14 protein-coding genes are annotated in these 18922 nt (G+C 74.8%); 8 read left to right on the forward strand and 6 right to left on the reverse strand.

Going from position 1 to position 18922, the window contains the following annotated elements; translation table 11 throughout:
* Window positions 1-434: 434 nt before the first annotated feature.
* Entirely contained in the window at window positions 435-1892 is a 1458-nt protein-coding gene (locus AC559T_RS02370; protein ID WP_498867627.1) for a cryptochrome/photolyase family protein, read from the reverse strand.
* A 140-nt stretch (window positions 1893-2032) separates the two neighbouring features.
* On the opposite strand from AC559T_RS02370, the gene AC559T_RS02375 reads away from it, so the two are divergent.
* The 3 genes from AC559T_RS02375 (at window position 2033) to AC559T_RS02385 (ending at window position 5408) form a co-directional block, all read left to right on the forward strand.
* The gene (locus AC559T_RS02375; RefSeq protein WP_498867589.1) at window positions 2033-3346 is read left to right on the forward strand and encodes a mechanosensitive ion channel family protein; all 1314 of its coding nucleotides are present in this window, start codon (window positions 2033-2035) and stop codon (window positions 3344-3346) included.
* A gap of 210 nt (window positions 3347-3556) precedes the next feature.
* A complete protein-coding gene (locus AC559T_RS02380) occupies window positions 3557-4153 on the forward strand; it encodes a hypothetical protein (protein ID WP_235014736.1) in 597 nt (198 codons plus the stop codon).
* A 37-nt stretch (window positions 4154-4190) separates the two neighbouring features.
* Complete coding sequence (locus AC559T_RS02385) at window positions 4191-5408, forward strand: CE1 family esterase (RefSeq protein WP_498867590.1); 1218 nt, start codon at window positions 4191-4193, stop codon at window positions 5406-5408.
* Between the two features lie 107 nt (window positions 5409-5515).
* Here the strand turns inward: AC559T_RS02385 and AC559T_RS02390 are convergent, their stop codons facing one another.
* Entirely contained in the window at window positions 5516-7414 is a 1899-nt protein-coding gene (locus tag AC559T_RS02390) for a hypothetical protein (protein WP_498867591.1), read from the reverse strand.
* A gap of 365 nt (window positions 7415-7779) precedes the next feature.
* Here AC559T_RS02390 and mscL point away from each other — a divergent pair, with 365 nt between their 5' ends.
* The 3 genes from mscL to AC559T_RS02405 all read left to right on the forward strand — a co-directional run bounded on the left by mscL (window position 7780) and on the right by AC559T_RS02405 (window position 12071).
* Window positions 7780-8169 carry a large conductance mechanosensitive channel protein MscL gene (mscL, locus tag AC559T_RS02395; protein WP_498867592.1) on the forward strand — a complete coding sequence of 130 codons (390 nt, stop codon included), beginning with the start codon at window positions 7780-7782 and terminating at the stop codon, window positions 8167-8169.
* A 327-nt stretch (window positions 8170-8496) separates the two neighbouring features.
* Entirely contained in the window at window positions 8497-10197 is a 1701-nt protein-coding gene (locus AC559T_RS02400) for a S1C family serine protease (RefSeq protein WP_498867593.1), read from the forward strand.
* A gap of 338 nt (window positions 10198-10535) precedes the next feature.
* Window positions 10536-12071 carry an RNA polymerase sigma factor gene (locus tag AC559T_RS02405; RefSeq protein ID WP_498867594.1) on the forward strand — a complete coding sequence of 512 codons (1536 nt, stop codon included), beginning with the start codon at window positions 10536-10538 and terminating at the stop codon, window positions 12069-12071.
* Between the two features lie 99 nt (window positions 12072-12170).
* On the opposite strand, the gene AC559T_RS02410 is transcribed toward AC559T_RS02405, so the two are convergent.
* The 4 genes from AC559T_RS02410 to AC559T_RS02425 form a co-directional block, all read right to left on the reverse strand.
* A complete protein-coding gene (locus AC559T_RS02410; RefSeq protein WP_498867595.1) occupies window positions 12171-14042 on the reverse strand; it encodes a copper resistance CopC/CopD family protein in 1872 nt (623 codons plus the stop codon).
* Window positions 14043-14153: 111 nt separating this feature from the next.
* Window positions 14154-14891, reverse strand: coding sequence for a YcnI family copper-binding membrane protein (locus AC559T_RS02415; RefSeq protein WP_498867596.1), 738 nt, complete (start codon window positions 14889-14891; stop codon window positions 14154-14156).
* A gap of 274 nt (window positions 14892-15165) precedes the next feature.
* Complete coding sequence (locus tag AC559T_RS02420) at window positions 15166-15879, reverse strand: hypothetical protein (protein ID WP_112107783.1); 714 nt, start codon at window positions 15877-15879, stop codon at window positions 15166-15168.
* A gap of 64 nt (window positions 15880-15943) precedes the next feature.
* A complete protein-coding gene (locus AC559T_RS02425; protein WP_112107782.1) occupies window positions 15944-17092 on the reverse strand; it encodes a hypothetical protein in 1149 nt (382 codons plus the stop codon).
* A 124-nt stretch (window positions 17093-17216) separates the two neighbouring features.
* Here AC559T_RS02425 and AC559T_RS02430 point away from each other — a divergent pair, with 124 nt between their 5' ends.
* Window positions 17217-18155, forward strand: coding sequence for an MOSC domain-containing protein (locus AC559T_RS02430; protein WP_498867597.1), 939 nt, complete (start codon window positions 17217-17219; stop codon window positions 18153-18155).
* Window positions 18143-18790: a response regulator transcription factor gene (locus tag AC559T_RS02435; protein WP_018504007.1), complete on the forward strand. Its 648-nt coding sequence runs from the start codon at window positions 18143-18145 to the stop codon at window positions 18788-18790. Before AC559T_RS02430 ends, AC559T_RS02435 begins: the two co-directional genes overlap by 13 nt.
* The last annotated feature ends 132 nt before the right edge of the window (window positions 18791-18922 follow it).

Raw genomic sequence — 18922 nt, forward strand, 5'->3', positions numbered from 1 at the left:
GATCGCTCGTCCGGCCCTGGACGGGGCCGACGATCTCTTGAATCCGCAGGCTTGCGGGCGGGATCGCCTCGGGCCGCGACCGTGTGGCCCAGCGCCCCCTCCGAGCGCGGACAGACACGGCCGCGACCTCCGTGACGCGCCGGTACGGGCTGCCCTCCACATCCCGCACCGGCGCGACCACGTCCGGCGGAGCCCGTCACCTCCCCACCGGTCGGACGGGCGAGGAGTCGAGCCCGCCGTCTCCCTGCCCACATCAAGGGTGGCCAATCCCCACGGCGGGAACCGGCGGTCCGCAGAATCGGGCGCTGTCGGATAACCGACACGACCTTCACTTGCGGCACGACCAGTCGGCCCGATAGTGGGGCGAACCTGGCGATCCGCCGCGGACCCGCCCGGCCCGGTGGTGCCCGAGCCGGTCATGCCGGTTAAGCCGGTTAGTCGTGGTGTCGGGCTCGGGCGTGGCGGTCGAGGGCCTCCCGGCGTTCGACAGCGTGATCGACGACTGGGCGTGGGTAGCCGTTCGGCGGGCCGGCCGGGAGTTTCCACGGTTCGTGCACCGCGTCGGGCGGGAGGCCGCGCAGTTCGGGGACCCATCGGCGGATGTACTCCCCGGCGGGATCGAACTTGCGCCCCTGCGAGACGGGGTTGAAGACCCGGAAGTACGGGGCGGCGTCGGTTCCGGTGCCGGCCGTCCACTGCCAGCCGTGGTTGTTGGACGCGAGGTCGCCGTCGACGAGGCGCTCGAGGTACCAGCGGGCGCCGTGCGTCCAGTGGACGTGCAGGTCCTTGCAGACGAACGAGGCCTCGATCATCCGGACCCGGTTGTGCACCCAGCCCTCGGCGAGGAGCTGGCGCATGCCGGCGTCGACGATCGGGTAACCGGTGCGGCCCCACTTCCACGCCTCGAAGGTGTCACCGGGAGGCTCGTAGGCCAACGCGGCCAGGGTGTCGGTGAGGTCGGTCCGGGCCGACGAGGGGGTGCCGGCGAGGACGTCCGCGTAGAACTCCCGCCAGGCGAGCTCGGAGCGGAACTTCTCGGCCGAACCGGCCAGCCCGCCGCCCCCGCCAGCCGCACCGGCCCCGCCAGCGCCGCCAGCCCGGCTGGCCCCGGACCAGCCGGGTACGGCGTCTCCCGATTCGCTCGCCGTGGCCGTGGCCGTGGCCGTGCGCAGCGCGTCGAGGACGGTGCGCGGGTGGATGCAGCCCCATTTCAGGTAGGGCGAGAGGCGGGAGGTGACGGCCGCGGCCGGCTCGTCGCGGTGCGCCGCGTAGCCGGCCAGCGATTCGGTCAGGAAGGCACGCAGGCGCTCGTGTGCGGCGTGTTCGCCGGCCGGGGGTAGCTCGGTGCCCCCGAGCTCCGGATCCGCCGGGATCGGTTCGCTGCCGCCGTCGAGGTCGGCGGGCTGGAGCCAGACCGGATCCGCCGGGATGGCCGGCCCGCGCCAGCCGTGTTCCTTCCAGGCCCGGTAGAAGGGCGTGAACACCCGGTAGGATGTCCCGTCGGCCTTGCGCAGGCGGCCGGGCGCTACCGCGTAGGGCGAGCCGGTGCGCACGAGCTGCCGGCCGTCCGCGGCCAGGGCGCGTTCCACGAGTTTGTCACGGCGGGAGCCGTACGGACCGTGGTCGGCCGCGAGGTGGACGGTGTCCGCGGCGATCTCGCGGGCGAGCGCGGGAACGACGTCCACCGGGTCTCCGGTGCGCACGCCCAGCCGGCCGCCGAGCTGGGCGTCCAGGTCGCGCAGGCACCGGTGGAGGAACGCCAGGCGGACGGGACCGGACGGGCGCCGCAGCGCGTCGTCGAGGACGAAGAGAGCCAGCACCCGGCCGGACTCGGCGGCGGCGAGCAGCGCCGGGTTGTCGTCGAGGCGGAGGTCACGGCGAAGCCACCACACCGCCTGCGTCGAGGGGGGCGAGCTCATCCGACGGACGGTAGCCCGTCACCACGGGTCACCAACGGAGACCACTCCGATGTCACGCGAGGTCACGGCGTGGCATGGACCCGCGGTCAGAGGCTTCCTGCTGTGCTGTCGCGATGACGCAGGCGGTGCAGTGGGATCAGGGCGTCTCGGACGCGTGGTCACGGATCGCGCAGATCGGTCCCAAGATCCTGATCTTCGCGCTCGTCCTAACCGTCGGAGCCGTGGTCGTCCGCGGCGCGCTCCACGCCGCGGACCGGGTGCTGGAGCAGGCCGGCCTCGACGGCGCGCTCGACCGGGCCGGCGCGTCGCGGCTGCTGCGCTGCCAGACCGGGGTGATCAGGGGATGGCTGCTGCGGGTGGTGGCCGTGATCTGCCTGTTGGCCATCCTGCGTGCGGCGCTCGGGGTGTTCGGGCCGAGTCCCGCCGACCGGATGGCCGGCACGGCGCTGGCGCTGCTCGCCCGCGCGCTGCTCGCGGCCGTCATCGCGCTGCTCGGGCTGGCGCTGGCCGCCTGGGCGCGGCGCCTGGTCACCGAGTCGTTCGCCGGGCTGCGGCACGGCAACGCGCTGAGCCGGGCCGTCGCCGGGTTCGCCGTCCTCGCCTTCGGCAAGGCGGCGCTGGACGAGCTCGGCATCGGGACGTCGGTCACCACACCGCTGCTCTACGCAGTGCTCGCGGCCTGCACCGGAGTGGTGGTGGTCGGAGTGGGCGGCGGTCTCGTCCGGCCGATGCAGAGCCGCTGGGAGAAGATCCTCGACCGGGCCGAGGACGGCGCCGGAGAGGCCCGCGCCGCCTGGCACGCGAACCGGGGCGCGGCGCGGTGGGCACCGCCGAACAGCGCCGGCCAGAGCCCCCCGGGACGGCCGTCCACCCCGCCCGGCGGCACGCCCCCACCACCCGCGCCAGCCAGCCGTGACACAGCCACGCCGCCCTGCGGCACGCCCATGGCACCCCTCGGTGAGCCGGGGCCGGACCGCGGCGTGCCCGTACCCGACCCGGGTACGGCGGTGGCGCGCCGCACAGCGCCCCAGACGCGCCCGCACCCGGGGCCAGCGACGGAACCGGCGTCCGTGCCCACGCCGACTCCGGTGCCGCCGCGGGCGCCGGCGCCCACACCGGCACCGGCGCCCACACCGCGGCACCCGCCCGTCCTGCCACCGGGCGAGCGGGGAACGGCGTCCGAGCGGGGAACGGCGTCGGAGCGGCGTCGAACCCCGGCGCCGTCAGCGGTGCCCGTGCCACCGCCCCCGCCGGGAGCGCTACCGCGGGCCCCCTCGACGGCCGACGTGCCGGGACGGGTACCGTCCACGGATCCCGCACCCGCGTCGCCACGCACAACCCTGCCATCGCCGTCGGCGCTCCCCGGCACGCCGCCGACATCCCCTGTTCGGGGGGAGAACCAGCTCCCTGGCGCTGTTTCCGACTGACGTGTGGGTGTGCGTTCGGCGAACTGCGACGCGCCGCGCCGCCGGGTGGGGCACTCTGGGAAGGGAAGACTTCGGGTGGCGGCGCGGCGTCGGCGCCACGCCGCACGACGGTGGGAGACACCTACGCCAGGACGCAACGCGGACAAGCAGGACCTCGCGGGGGGCGACGCCGCACCGGCGTCGAGAGATTGCGAGCGAAGGGACATCTCGGTGAACGAGCCATCCGACATGGAACGTTCACGGCTGCTCCTCGGATGGCTGGCGGCTCGCAGGGCAGTGGACCACTGCCTGTCCGATCTGCTGGCCGCCGGCCCGGCCGGCGAACGACGGGTCCGCGAATCGCTCGCGAAGGTCGACGACCTGGAGACCCGCGCGCAGGTCGCGTTCGATCGCTACCGGAGCGCGGCCGAGTCCACCGAGCCCCGCGGGCTCGGCGCGGACCGCGCCCAGGCAACGCGGATCATGGACGCGAGCACCGCCGGCTCCGGGGCGGGGGCGGCCGAGGACGGTCGCGACAGAACCAGGATCGACAGGAGCAAGTCAGACAGGGGCAAGGTCGACAGCGGGGTGTCGGCGGTCCCGAGCGGCGATCCGCGCTCGTTCGACGTCGACTCGAGGAACGTCATGCCCCTGCACGTGAACCCGCGTGGCATGGCCCCGGCCGGAAGAGAACCGACAGGTGGGGAACCGGCCGTGCCCGAGCGCTGGTCCCCACGTGACCGGCCCCGCCTGAACGTGGTGCGGGCAAATGAGAACGACCTCGCACGTATCAGCCCTAACACTAAGAGTAATCAACGACACCGTTGACGCGCGGGCCTGTGGGCGGCGCGTCAGAATACCGGTCGTGTCGGCCGCCCGCAGCCGCCGCTTCGTCGCGGTACGGCTTCTCATGTCCCTGCTCACGGCATTGCTGGTCGTCGCCGGGTGCGGGCTCGCGGGCGGGGCCGGGCCAAGCGCCCGGCCCGGCCCGACGAGCGACGAGGGGACCATCCCCACCCCGCCGCCGACGATCGGTCCCGATGCCTTCGAGCAAAGTGGACGGGGTGGTCAGATCCGGCTGACGCTGCCGGACACGGGCACGCCGGGGCCGTACCCGCTGGTCGTGGCGCTGCACAGCCTGTACCACGATGGCACCGAGCCGCAGCACGGCTGGGGGCTCGACGCGCTCGCCCGGTCGGCCGGCTTCGCGGTCGTCTACCCCGACGGGCTGGGGATGTCCTGGAACGCGGGCACCTGCTGCGGCCCGGCCGCGGCCGCCAGCAGTGACGACGTCGGCTGGCTGCGTTCACTCATCGCGCACCTGGAGAGCAGGTACCCGATCGACCCGCGCCGGGTCAGCATCATCGGGCTGTCGAACGGCGGCATGCTGGCCTACCGCTACGCCTGCGAGCACGGGGACGAGCTCGCCGGGTTCGCGGTCGTCGCCGCCAGCCTGCAGACCTTCAACTGCACTCCGCCCGCGCCCGTAACCATGGTGTCGGTGCACGGCGGAATGGACGGCCACGTCCCGTACGCCGGCGCGCTGTGGTCCGAGGCCCTGCAGACGGGGATCACGCCCGTCGAGGTGAGCCTCGCCCCGTTCCGGGCGGTGGACGGCTGCCCGTCACCCACCCAGCCCGCCGACACCACGACCACCGGCGCGGACGGCCGTCCGATCGGCGCCACCGGAGCCCAGGTCGGGGCGGTGGACCCGGCCGGCTCCGGCACCGCCGGGCCAGCCGACCCGGCGATCATCGCCGCCGCCGGCCCCGGGCTGCTGCCCGCCACCACACCGCCGGCGGCCGGCCAGGCACCGCTCGGCCAGGCACCGCTCGGCCAGCCGCCGGCGACGGGACCGGGCGCGCCCGCGACCCAGCCGCCCGCGCCGCCCGTCCAGGCGCCGCCGGTGGCCGTCCGGCACGAGACGACCTGTTCGACGTCCGCCCGCCTCGTGCAGTACGTGCTGCCGGCGCTGGGGCACGGCTGGCCGCCGCTGACCGGCGCCGGCTCCTTCGACACGGCCGCCGTGCTGTGGGAGCTGCTGGGGCCGGCCCGCTCGGCCACCGCCGGCCCCCGGATCTGAGCGATCCCGCCCTGCCTGCCCCAGACAGCCAAGCCGGCCCCAGACAACCCCCAGACAGCCAAGCCGGCGTCAGACAACCAAGCCGGCGTCAGGCGGCTGAGCTGGCCTCAGGCGGCCGGCTGGAACGAGGCGCGCAGCGCGCCCATCATCGTGTTCAGTGACGCCGAGGCGTCCGCCGGAACCCTGGCGATGAGCACGTAGACCGCGCCGGGCGCCTCGCTCGTGCGCATGAGGTACGAGACGCGCTGGCCGTCACGGTCGTAGGAGCCCGCCAGTTCCTGCACGGTCGCGCCGGACGTGTCCGTCGCCGGGCCCGAGCGGTCCTGGGTCAGGCCCGAGACGCTGCCGAACTCACTGCCCTGGACCTGGCTGAGCGCCGTCGCGGCGTCCGCGCCCGCGACCCGGGCGACGCCGATCATCTGCGGGCCGTACTCGGCGGGTGTGCCCACCGCGCCCGCCCCCGGCTCCCCGAAGAACACACCGGTGTTGTCCCGTCGTTGCTTCCAGGTCGGCGGATGGGAGAACGTCGCCTTCTGGTCGGGGTCCGTGAAGGCCACCCAGTCCGCGGGCACCGCGGCCTGCGGCTGGCCGCCGCCCGCGGGGGCACCGGTGGACGGCGCGGGGGAAGCCGACGGGCCCGTGCCGGGCGTCGCCGTCGGGGGCGTGTTCGCCGTCGTCGCCGTATCGCCGCTCGGGCGCACCTTCTCCCAGATGACGCCGGCACCGACGCCCACCGCGAGGGCCACGCCGAGCACGACCAGGGCGATCACGAGGCGGCGCAGGAAGGGCCCGAGCCCGGCGCTCTCGCCGCCGTCCGGACCGTCGAGGCCGTCCCCGTCGTCCGGGAAGTCAGGTTCGCCGGGGAAGTCGACCTCGTCGAAGCCGCCCTGCCGCGGGGGCGCGGCCCGGCGCGGCCCGGTCCCGGCGGAAGCCACGCCGACGGCTCCCAGCACCTCGGTGCCGGCGCCCGTGGATCTGGCCCGGTCCTGCGGGCCGGTGCCGTCCTGGCCGCCGGCGCGCCGGGCGGCCCGGGCCCGCGCGCGCGGGCCGGTGCCGGGCATCGGGCCGCGGCCGTCGTCGTCAGCCGGGCCGTCCGGGTCGCGGTACGGCGTGTCCCGCGCGGGTCCGTCGCGGTATCCGCGTTCCTGGTCGCGGTAGGGCACGTCCCGCCGCCCGGCGTCGCGCGGGTCGGCGTCGGGCACCGCGACGTCGCGGTGTGCCATCTGCGGGTACGCCGCGTCCCGGTAGGCCGGGTCGGGACCGCCCCGGCGCGCGCCCGGGTCCGTCCCCGGGCGCGCGGCCGCTCGGGACGGCTCCGGCTGATACAGGTCCGGACGGGCGGCGCCGGCATCTACCGCGCTCCCCCGCTCGGGAGCCTGCCGCGGCGCCGGACCGGTCGACCCAGGCGGGCGCGTCGGGGCACGGCCGGCACCGGCGCGCGGCACCAGGGCACCGCGGACGGAGGTCGAGTCCCGGCGGGCACCCCCACCGCCCGGACCGCCCGGGCTGGCCGGGCCGCTCGGGCCGTCCGCCGACGGGTAGCCGCCCGTGGCGGGGCCGGGCGGCGGGTACGGGCCGGTCGCGGGGCCCGGGCCGCCCGGAGGATAAGGCGCGCCACCGCCCGCGGGCGGGCGGGCACCGGGACCGGGACCGGGACCGGGCGGCGGCGAGTACTGGCCTCCCGCCGGGCCTGCCGGCGGGTAGGGACCCCCGCCGGGGCCGGGGCCGTAGGCGCGCCCGGGGTCGGCGGCCGGCGGGTATCCCGGCTGCTGGTAGGCGCCGCCCGGCTGGGGGCCGTCGGGATATCCCGCGGGCGGGCCGCCCTGGTAGTGCGGCACGCCCTGGTGGGGACCGTTGGCGCGGGGATCGTTCCGGTACTGCTGATGCTGGTCCGGGCCGTCCCAGTAGCCGTCCGGCCCCGGGTCGTCCGGTGCGCCGGGCGGCCGTTCCCGGTAGCCGGGCCCAGCCGGATCCCGAGGGTCACCTCTCCACGCACCGTCCGTCACCAGACAACCTCCGATTCCGGGCCATGCAGGGAATACCCAGCGGATACCGGTGTATCACGCCGTTGCGGAAGTGTTGCGCGAGCCCCCTTGACATTCAGCCCACCTCGTGGCCCATTTCCCGACCTGCCGGGGAAGTCGGCCCGCCGGAGTTCGCCGGCCCCGGCTCATCGCGCTGCCGGCCGCCGCCACCGCCGTTAGTGTCCTCGCCATCACCGACGGCCGACGTCGCCGGCCGTCGCGGGCGGCACCGGCGGTCGCGGCACCCGGCCCGATGGTGTGGCGGGTGGGAACCACCGCGAACCACCCGATCGGGCGGTCACACACTCGGCACGGCATCGCGGGGAAGTCGACGTCCGGGGGGATGCATGAAGGGCTTCAGAGAGTTCCTGCTGCGGGGGAACGTCGTCGACCTCGCGGTCGCCGTCGTGATCGGCACAGCCTTCACCGCGGTGGTCACGTCGCTGGTCGCGAACCTCTTCACCCCGCTCATCGCCGCGATCATCGGGAAGCCGGACTTCGCACAGCTCACCTTCACGATCAACAACAGTGTCTTCTACTACGGTCGATTCCTGAACAGCCTCATCGCGTTCCTCTCGATCGCCGCGGTGATCTACTTTGTCGTGGTCGCACCGGTCAGCCGGATCAATGAGCGGCGACGGCGCGGCCAGACGTCCCCGCTGGACGATCCGACGCTCACGGACGAGACCCGGCTGCTGACCGAGATCCGGGACCTGCTGGCGGCCGGGCGACGGTGAACGACACCGGCACCGGCACCGGCACGCCGGGGGACGCGGCAGGCGCCGCGGGTACGGAGGCCGGCCACGGTCAGCAGCCAGGCGGAGTGCCCGGCGGAGCCGGCACCACGACCAGTCCAGCGCCGTGACCAGCCCAGGAGCGCGCGACCCGGCCGCCCTGCGCGCGGGGCCGGCACCAGAGCCGGGGCCACGGGCCGGGGCCACAACGGATGCCATTTCCAGACTCGGGCAGGATGTCCTGGAGCGGACACCCTTCGCGGCGCCGACTAAGCGGAACGTAGGTTGGAATTCAGGAATCGCTCAGGGTCCCGGGGGAAAGTGCTTACCATGACTGCCACGCACGACGCCCGGTCCCCTTGGGCTCCGCCCGACGACGCGCCGGAGCGGACCAGGGCCGAGGCGAACAGTTCGGAGGGGTCGGTGGACCCACGGTCGAATCCCGTCGAACATCAGCAGTACCCCGGTACGCCGCCGGCCGGGCCCGGCCCGAGCCGTCCTGACCAGACCGGCGGTTTTCCGGCGGGCCCCCCGCCGGCGCCGCACCCGGCCGGCCCGGCGCCCGGCACGGGCGCGCCCGGTGGGCCCTACGAGCCGGGCCCGCAGCAGGGTTCCCGGCCGACCGCGCCCTACGCCCAGACCTCCGGCTGGGCCGACCCCCGCTCCACCGCCGGCGCTGGTGACAGCACGCAACGGGTCGACCAGGGCGGCCCGGCCACCGGCCAGGGCCAGGGCCAGCAGCAGTCCGGCGCGTGGTGGAACCCCGGGCATCCCGGCTGGGGCGCCCCGGTGCCGCCCGGAGCGGCTTCCGGCGGTCAGGCACCCGGTGGCCGGGCGCCCGGGTCACCGGGCGGCTCCGACCCCTACGGGCGGTTCACCCCCGCGAAGCCGAACCCGGCGCCCATGCGCCGGCGTCGGATGATCGCGGCCGCGCTGGCGATCGCGCTCGTGTCGGGCGGCATCGGCGGCGGCGTCGGCGCACTCGTCGCCAGCGACGACTCCCCGGCGGTGGTGACCTCCTCCGCCGGCCTGCGGCAGTCGACCGGCACGGCCGGCGTCTCTCCGGCCGCGGACAACACGGTCGCCGCGGCCGCGCAGGCGATCCTGCCCAGTGTCGTGACGATCGCCGAACAGTCCAGCCAGGAGTCGGGCACCGGCTCCGGGACGATCATCCGCGCGGACGGCTACATCCTCACGAACAACCACGTGGTGTCCGGCGCCTCGCAGGGCGGCACCCTCACGGTCACGATGCAGGACGGCCGGACCTTCGACGCGCAGGTCAAGGCGACCGACCCGAGCTCCGACCTCGCCGTGGTCAAGATCGACGCTACCGGCCTGCCCGCCGCCACGTTCGGGGACTCCGACGCACTGCAGGTCGGCGAGCTCGTCGTCGCCGTCGGCAGCCCGCTGGGCCTCAACGGGACGGTCACCTCCGGCATCGTCAGCTCGCTGCACCGGCCCGTCCGCACCGGCGACGCGACCGTGCGGGACCAGCAGAACACCGTCCTGGACGCGATCCAGACCGACGCGCCCATCAATCCCGGCAACTCGGGTGGGCCGCTGGTGAACAGCAAGGGCGAGATCATCGGCGTGAACACCGCAATCGCGACGGTCGGCGGCAGTTCACCCTTTGGTGGTAGTCAGCAGTCCGGAAACATCGGGGTTGGTTTCGCGATTCCGGGCAACTACGCGGAGAAGGTCGCCGGCCAGCTCGTCGACAACGGCGCAGCGCAGCACCCCTATCTGGGTGTGAGCGCCTCCACCGCCGACGAGAACACCCGGTCGACGGCCGCGAGTGGGACGGGCGCGCAGATCCGCTCCCTGGTCAGCGGAGGCCCGGCGGACAAAGCGGGCCTGCGCGTAGGTGACGTCATCACCAAAGTGGGGGATCGCGCCGTCACCGACGTGGATTCGCTGATCGCCGCCGTCCGGTCCTACGAGATCGGCAACCAGGTGCAGGTCACCTACCAGCGCGACGGCTCCAGCCAGACCGCGACGGTCACGCTGCTCGAACAACCGCCCAATTCCTGATCACCACACTGACGATGGTTCTCGGGAATACCAGGCGGTTTCTTCACCAGTCGCCTGGACCGGTCCGGCCCCGGCGATGCCGGAGCGGATACGTCGAAGCTGCCTTCGTATAAGGTGGTCAGCGCGCCCGACGAAGTGGGATACGACACCACGATCAGCGTCAAGCTGACCGTGGTGTCGAGCTGGCGACAAAAGATCTTCCCAGCATTCACCCCAACAGGATGACGCACCTCCTACTATTGACCTGCCTGACCGGTGACCAGGCCGGCACCACAATGGTTGGGAGCCTGGTCCCGATGCCGAGGTCAGGAACGCCGTCACGGGGAGATGCTGAGCGGATGAACGACGACGCGGACCTGGTGGCGCGGGTTCGGCGCGGCGATCGTCAGGCTTTCGATGACCTGTACAACCGCTACGCCGACGACGTCTTCTCGATGTGCCTGCTGATCCTCGGCGACCCGACGGTCGCGCGGGCGGCCGCCGGCACCGCGTTCGCCCTCGTGGCGAGGACGAGGCTCAACCCGCTCTCGGACCCGACCCGACTGCGCCCCTGGCTGCTGGAGCTCGCCCGCGGCAGCGCGCTGGCCTGGTCGGGATCCCCGCAGGCGCGCAGCGTTCCCGTCCCGCACGGCGTCTCACCCGAGGAGCTGCTCGACGGCGCCGTGGTGCCCGCGCCGGCCAGCCTGCGGGCCGGTCTGGAGCGCACCTTCGACCGCGCGGCCGTCGCCGCCGAAGCCGCCGCGGCGGCCGCGAGCCGCCGAGCCGCCGAGCGCGCCGGCTCCGAGTTCGCCGGTACCGAGCCTGCGGGCGTCGCGTTTGCCGGAGTCGACGACCTGGCCGCCGCGGCGGGCCTGGCTGCTGGCGGGGTGCCGGGCCATCCCGGTGCCGCCGCCCCGAGCCGCCCGGCCGTCCCGGCCTTCACCGCCTCGGCCTTCCCGACCCAGGACCGCCGCGGTCCGGCACCGGTCGCGGACGGTCGCCCCACGGGCGGCTACGCCCCTGAGGACGCCGTAACCGTCATCTCGCCGTCCACCGGGCAGTTGCGCACGCAGCGCCAGGACGACCAGCATGAGCAGACCATGGCACCGGCCGGTGCCGGTGCCCAGGACCGGTACGGGAACGTCCTCCCGCTGATCCCCGTGGACCGCGCCTACCCGGGTGACGCCGCGGGGTCCGGCGGGTTCGCCGACTTCCGGGCCCGGCCCGCGATCGCCGTGGCTGCCGCCCTGGTCGTCGCCGTCGCCGGGCTCACCGCCGTCATCTCCTGGCCCGCGGGCGAGGCCGCGCTGGTCGCCGACGGCGGCCCCGGCATCGTCGCGATCGCCCCCTCGGCGCCACCCGGCCCCCTGCCGACGATCGCCCGGCCGCCGGTCGCGTCCGAGGCGCCCTCGCCCACTGTGGTGCCGACCGTCGCGGGCGCCTACACGAGCCGTCCCGGTGTATCCCGACCCGGCCAGGTCGTCCGCGAGGTCGACACCGGCCAGCGCGGCGCCGACCAGCCCGCCGCACCACCCGCGCCGGCCCCGAGCACACCGCCGCCGCCCACCACGAACGCGCCCGCGCCACCGCCGACGACCCCGCCGACGACACCGCCCGCGACGACCGGCCCCACCACGACCCCCGGCCCGACGACGCCGCCCCCGGCCACCACGGCACCCCCGGCCACGGGCACCCCGACGACGCCGCCGGACGGCGAGGCTCCCACGCCGCCGCCGGCGACGACCTCCGAGCCCGCCCCGCCCCCGAGCACCGCTCCGGCCCCGGCGCCGCCGACCAGTGAGGCACCGGCCCCGGCGACGACCGCACCGGGACCGGCCGGCGACCAGCGCCTCCCGTCGGGCGCCCAAGACGTGCAGAGCCCGGTCCCGGTCTAATCCCGAGTCGGAAGTAGCTCAACCGATCGGAAGTAGCTCAACCGAAGCGCGTTGCCTCAGCCAGTCCCTACGCGGCCGAGGCAACGGAGCGGGCGGAGTTCAGCGGACGTCGTAGAAGACCGTCGTCACGTACTGGTCGAAGTCGTTGATGCGCAGGGTGAAGCGGAGCTGCCACTGGCCGGGCAGGGGCACGCCCACTCCCTCGGCCACGGCGTGGCCGTCAGCGACCTCCACCAGCGGGACCTGTAGGGGGCCGACACCCGCCGAGGGCAGGCTCAGCTCCCCGCTGGCCTCGACCAGCCGCTGCGGCCGGCCCTGCGGGTCGTAGGTGTAGACGTGCATCGTCTGCGCCCCGGTGCGGGTGGGCGAGACGTTGATGTCCACGGTGAGCGGGCCGGCGACGGTGGTCCTGGCGAAGGGCGGGGCGTAGGAGTCCCGGCCCGGGATGGTGTTCACCAGGATCGCTGTGACCGCCAGGACCACGGCACCGATCAGGACCTCGAACAGCACGCCACGGCGCAGCCCGGTGAGGGCGATCGAGGTGACCTGCGGCCCCGGCTCGGGGTGGTAGTGCCGGAGCACCCAGCGCCTGGCGAGGAACCCCAGCCCGAGCGCGCCGAGGACGAACCAGAGCTTGTAGAGGAGCAACCGGCCGTAGGTCGTGTCGAACAGCGCCCCGAACTCGCCGATCTCCCGCCAGGTCTGGAAGGCCCCGGTCAGGACGATCACGGCGATCGCGATCGTCGCCGTCCTCGACCAGCGTGGCAGGACATGGGCCAGTTCGACCGCGTGGGCGGGTGGCACGGGCTCGCCTTCGAGGCTCGCGTCGCGGCCCACGCCGTCATCGCCAGTGTCATTGCCGGTGCTGCTGCCGTGGCCGTCGCCCGCGCCCTGCCCGGACCAGCCGAGCAGGGTCAGGCCGAGCACGCACAGCCCGCCCAGCCAGATCGCCATGGCCGCGGTGTGCAGGGTCACGCTGGCCGTCGCCAGCCAGACCGTCTCCCCCGCGCTCGCGTGGCCGATCATCGCCATGGTCACCACAAGCGCCAGGCCGAGGCCGGCGAGCTCCACCAGTCCCCGGCGGCCGGCCCCGGACGGGTGGCGAACTCCGTCGTCGCCCGGTTCGATCATCTCCGGGTCGCGCAGCCGGCGCAGCAGCGGCACGGCCAGCAGCAGCGCCAGCACGCGGATCGCCAGGAGCTGACCGTAACGGCCGTCCAGGGTGGTGGCCAGCGGGTCACCGCGGAAGATGCCGGAGATTCCGGACCCGGCCGTGTAGGGCCCTTGAAAGAGGAGCATCCCGACCGCGCCGACGAGGCTGAGCAGCCAGCCGGCCGCGATCAGCCGGACCGGGGCGGAGCGGCGCCCCCCGGCGGGCCACAGGACGGCCACGAAGAAGGTGGCGCCGATCAGCAGCGCAGCCCCGGCGAACGCGATGAACCTCGCCGTGCCCAGGGCCACCCCGACCACCCGGGACCCGCCGCCGCCCGAGGGCAGGGCAGCCGCTGCGCCGGCGTCGGGCGGGCCTCCGACCCCGAACGCGAACGCGCCGCCGACCGGGTGGCTGTCCGCGGAGACGACTCGCCAGCTCACCACGTACGTGCCCCGGCCGAGCCCGGCGCGCAGGGCGACGGTCGCCTGCGACGCCGCCGCACCGGCGTGCGCGCCGCCTTCGTCGGCGCGGGCGCCGGCGGTGTCCAGGATCCGGATCGAATCGGACTTGACCGAGACGGACTCGCTGAACGTCAGGGTCACCCGGGCGGGAGCGGTGTCGAGGGCCGCTCCGCCCACCGGGTCGCTGCCGGTGAGCACCGCGTGCGCCGACGCGGGCAGCGCCATGCCCAGCATGGCGACGGCGGCGAGCGCACAGACCGCCAGCACCCTGCGGGCGCCTACGTGGCGGCGGGAGGGCTCGCCGGCGCGCCGGCGGCCGGCGCCACGCTCCAAGCCCCTTCGTTCGGATCCGGTCATGATGTTCCGTTCCGGGTGATGTTCCGCCCAGGGCGGGGGTGTCACCCCGGCCGGCCGGTGTCTGCGAGTGCGGGGTGCCTCCCACCGGCGGGTGGGAGGCACCCCGCGGGGTCAGGCCCGCCGGCGGGTCGTGATCAGTGCGAAGGCCCCGGCGGCCAGCCCGAGGACTCCCAGCACGAGCCCGGTGATCCCGAGCGCGCGTGCCGTGCCGTCCGACGTGGAGTCCGATTCCGTGGCGGCCGTGTACTCGATGCTGGCGGTGTCGTCACCGTCGTCGTCGTGGCCGGCCGCCGCGGCGGCGGTCAGCGTGACCGTCGGCGCCGGGTGCTCCAGCTCGGCGGCACCCGCCGCCGCGACATCGACCCAGCGGACGACCTCGCCGTCCGAGTAGGTCTGCAGGGTCTTGAAGACGACCTGGTCGCCCTTCTCCGGTAGCGGGCCGGCCGAGACGCTGAAGGTGTCGAACTCGCCCGGCTTGATGCCGCCGCCGTCCTGCGCCGTCCAGGTGATCCGGGTGACGATCTCGCTGACCTGGCTGCCGTGCACGGTGAGCGGCGCCGGCGGCGCGCCCTTGGTGACCTTGTACGTCCAGCCGGGCTTGGGCTGGACGGTGACCGACGCGATCGGCGCGTCGGTCGGGAACTGCACGTCGATCCCGGTGGTGGACGCCGTGTCGCTCTCGGTCGGCACCTTGAACGACAGGGTCGCGTAGCCGCCCGCGGCCGCCTCCGCCGGCGACACGGTGACGTGCGCGGACGCCGGCACGGCGAGCGCGATGGTGCCCGCCGCGGCGGCGAGCGCGCACAGGACCCCACGGCGGAGCCGGGCTGTGCGGATGGTGCGGGACATCGGAGTCCTCCTCGAAGGCCGGTCGGGCCTTCCGTTGGTGATCGGATTTGCTGACCCGAGCACCGGGGTCGTCTCGGCACGGCCGGCGGCGCCGACGCGAAGCGGCGGGCGCGGGCCCAGGCGGCACGGCCACGAACAGCACCGCCGAGGACAGCACCGTCAAGGACGGCGACGTCAGGACACGGCAGCGTCACGACGGCCGCATCGCAGGCCGCATCGTCGCGAGCGGCGCGGACCTTCCGGACGCGTGCGTGCCGGCTTCCGCCGTGCGCTGTCAGAGCGCCGGTCGGAGACTCGACCCCGGTCGACGGGTCGGCGGCCCGCGCCGTGCGGCGTCGGTTCCGAGCAGGAGGACATGAGCGTGCCACCGGATCCCCGGACCGGCCCCGCCGCCGGCGACCCGCCCGGGCATCGAGGTCACCGGCGCGGCGGCGACCCGCGGCCGCGCCGCCGCGGCGAGCGGCACGATCCGCCCCGCGGCGCGCAGCCGGGCGAGCACGCTGGACGTCATCCGCGCCACGGCGGTGACGGCGCGTTCCACCGCCAACCGCAGCGCCGCGGTGGACCACAGGCGCCGCTCGCACCGGTGCAGCAGCACGGCCACGCACGACGCGGCGCAGGCGTGCCCGGCAACCATCGACCCGCCGGGAAACAGGGAGGCCACCAGGTGCTCACCGACCCCGGGCCCCACCACCGCGACCGCGGTCGGTGCCGAGCCGGCTCCGCCCGCTCCGGGGGGGTGGTGCGTCGCGAGAACGAAGGCGGTGTGCAGCGTGGCCTGCGCGGCCAGGACGGCCCCGAGGATCTGCCCCAGCACGCGTTCCCGGTCGGCGAGGCCGTAGGCGACCCGGGTGAGAAGCCCGGCGCCGGCCGCGACCAGCAGGGCGGGTGGGCGTTCCCCGCCCGCGGCGACGTGCGCCGCGAGCGCCAGGCAGGCCGAGGAGACACCGAAGACGGCCGCTCTCGCGAGCCTGCTCGTCCCCGGCATACCTGTCACAGTCAGCAAGCCTGCCATGCGGGGACGTCACTGGCGCCAAGGACCACATTCCTTGTCACGGGACGGACACCCCGGATACCCCCGGCACCTCCGGCGCTCCGGATGAAACGGACATCTCGGGCTGACGCCGCAATGTCAGCCACACCGCGAGCCCCAGCCCCGCGCCAGCGCCCAGCGTCACCGCGGTGACCACCCGGACCACGAGCACCGGGCCGACCACCGGCGTGCCCGAGCGGACGAACACCCCGAGATCGGGCAGGCCGCCGAGGACGGCGATCAGCAGCCCGGCGCTCACCGCCAGGTAGAGCCCCGTCGGCGAGCGCCGGACGACGAGGACCGCGCCGGCCAGGGCGCCCGCCCACACGGCGATCTGCACGGCGTTGCCCCAGACGAAGGCGTCGAGGCGGCCGTCCGCGTTCGCCGCCGCGACCAGCGCGGAGTGCGTCGCGTCGGCCGCGACGAGACCGGCCAGCACGGCCGCGAGCGGCCACCGCGCCTGCCGGAGGAGACCCAGCGCGGCGGTGCCGGCCAGCACCGCGACCGTGCCCGCCGCCCACGGCAGCGGCGACGGGCCGGGGATCCACTCGAGCGTCCCCGTGTAGACGGCCTGCCGCCCATTCGCCGTCAGCGGGACGGACCAGTCCTGGATCCGGTGCCGCTGGTCCGGCGCCGCGCGCACCGCGGGCGGGTCCGCCGACCCCATCCAGTGGACCCGGTGGTCGTGCCAGAACGCCTCGACGCGGCCGCCCTGCGCCGCGGAGACCCGCACCCAGTCCGGCGGGGCCGACGGGTCGACCACGTCGGCCGGGCCGGGGTCGTCGCCGGTGCGGCTGGCGTTGAGGTACGTGGCCGAGGAACGCCGGTTCTCCCACACTCCGCGGGTGTCGAGGCGTAGGTAGGGTTCCTTCTCGTATCCCTCGACGAGGATGGGAAAGCCCGCCGTGGCCACCAGCCGCACCCGGTTCCCGTTCTCGACGACGCTCAGCCGCACACCGGGTACGGCCGGGTCCCCGGTGAGCGTGGTGTGGTAGTTCGTCGGGCCGGCCCCGCCGACGGTGTGCGCGGACGCCGGGCGGGCGAGCGCGACCAGCCACAGCGCACCGACCAGGAACGCGAGAAGGGCCGCACCCGCGCCCCGGGCCAGGGCGGGTATGAGGCGCGCCGTCCGGGAGGTGGTCCGAGGGGTGATCCGAGCACTGACCATGACGGTCTGAGCGTACGGTCGCGCGGAACATGACGAGACGGTTTCACCCGGCTCCGACAGTTTCGGCCCACTGACAGTTTCGGCCCACACCGGCGGTTTCGGGGATGGAAGGTTGAGCACGGGCATGGACGCCAGCAGCGAGGCGGGCACGACCGCGAGCCCCGCCGTGGGCCGCGTCGTCCGGCTCTTCCGGTACCCGTTGAAGGGGATGACACCCGAGGCGCTCCCGGAGGTGCCGCTCCATCCGGGCGACAGCGTCCCCGGTGACCGCATGTTCGCGCTCGCCCGCCCGGACACGATGTTCGACGAGGAAGACCCCGAGGTCCTGCCCAAGACCCGTTTCGTCATGCTCCAGAAGGACGAGGCGCTCGCGCGGATCCGCAGCTCGTTCGACCCGGCGTCCGGGATGCTGACCTTCGGCCTGTGCGAGCAGGCGGCACACACCGGCGACGTGCCTGGTGACGGCCCCGGCGACGGGCCCGGTGGCGGCCCCGCTGCCAGGCCCGGTGACGGGCTCGTCGACGTGCGCCGGGTCGACCTGAACACCCCGGCCGGGCGCGCCGAGTTGGAGGACTACGTCCTCGCGGTGCTCGGGTCCCGGCTCGGCGGCCGGCCGCGGCTCGTCGCCGCCCGCGGGCGGCACCGCTTCACCGACACGGGTGCCGGCGGGGACACGTTCATGCACGCCGTCTCGGTGATCAATCTCGCCTCCGTCCGGGATCTCGCGGAGCGGGTCGGCGAGCCCGTCGACCCGCTGCGGTTCCGGGCGAACGTCTACATCGACGGGATCGCACCGTGGGCGGAGCTCGGCTGGGCCGGCATGGAGCTCGGCCTCGGCGCCGCCCGCGCGCGCGTGCTCGCACGGACGCCACGCTGCGCGGCGACGACCGTCAATCCCGAGACGGGGATCCGTGACATCCGGATACTCAAGGAACTCTCCAGCAACTACGGGCATACCGACTGCGGGGTCTACGTCACCATGCTGACCGAGGCGATCCTGCGCCCGGGCGACCCGCTCACGCCGCCGGACGGACGCGAGGAGGATGTGCTGTGCGGGTCGTGATCGCGGAGGACTCCGTGCTGCTGCGCGAGGGAATCCGCCGCCTGCTGACCGACGCCGGCTGCGAGGTGGTCGCGACGGTCGGGGACGGCCCCGGCCTGGTCACCGCGATCGTCGAGCACCGGCCCGACGTCTCGGTGGTGGACGTGCGCATGCCGCCGTCGCACCGCGACGAGGGGCTGCGCGCCGCGATCTCCGCGCGGGACAAGGTACCCGGTACGCCGGTGCTCGTCCTGAGCCAGTATGTGGAGAAGCAGTACGCCAGCGAGCTGCTCGCGGACGGCGCGGGTGCCGTCGGCTACCTCCTCAAGGACAGGGTCGCGGACGTCCGTGAGTTCGTCGAGGCGGTGCGGCGCGTCGCCGCCGGCGGGACGGTGATGGATCCCGAGGTGGTCGCGCAGCTGCTGGTGCGCAGCCGCCGCAACGATCCGATGGCCACGCTCACCCCGCGCGAGCGCGAGGTGCTGGGGCTGATGGCCGAGGGCCGGTCGAACACGGCCATCGCCGCTGCGCTCGTGGTGAGCGCCGGCGCGGTGGAGAAGCACATCTCGAACGTCTTCGCCAAGCTGGGGCTGGAGTCCTCCGGGACGGACCACCGCCGGGTCCTCGCCGTCCTCACCTACCTCCGGGAGTCCTGACCTCCGGGAGTACCCACCTCCGGAGTCCTGACCGGACCTGCTGCGGGAATCCTGCCGAGGCCCATCTCGGGAAATGCTGACCGGCGTCCATTTCGGACGTCCGGAAACCGCCGAACGGGCCGCCGATGGCCC

This window comes from Frankia sp. Hr75.2 (assembly GCF_949319125.1).
GTDB classification, from domain to species: Bacteria; Actinomycetota; Actinomycetes; order Frankiales; family Frankiaceae; genus Parafrankia; species Parafrankia soli.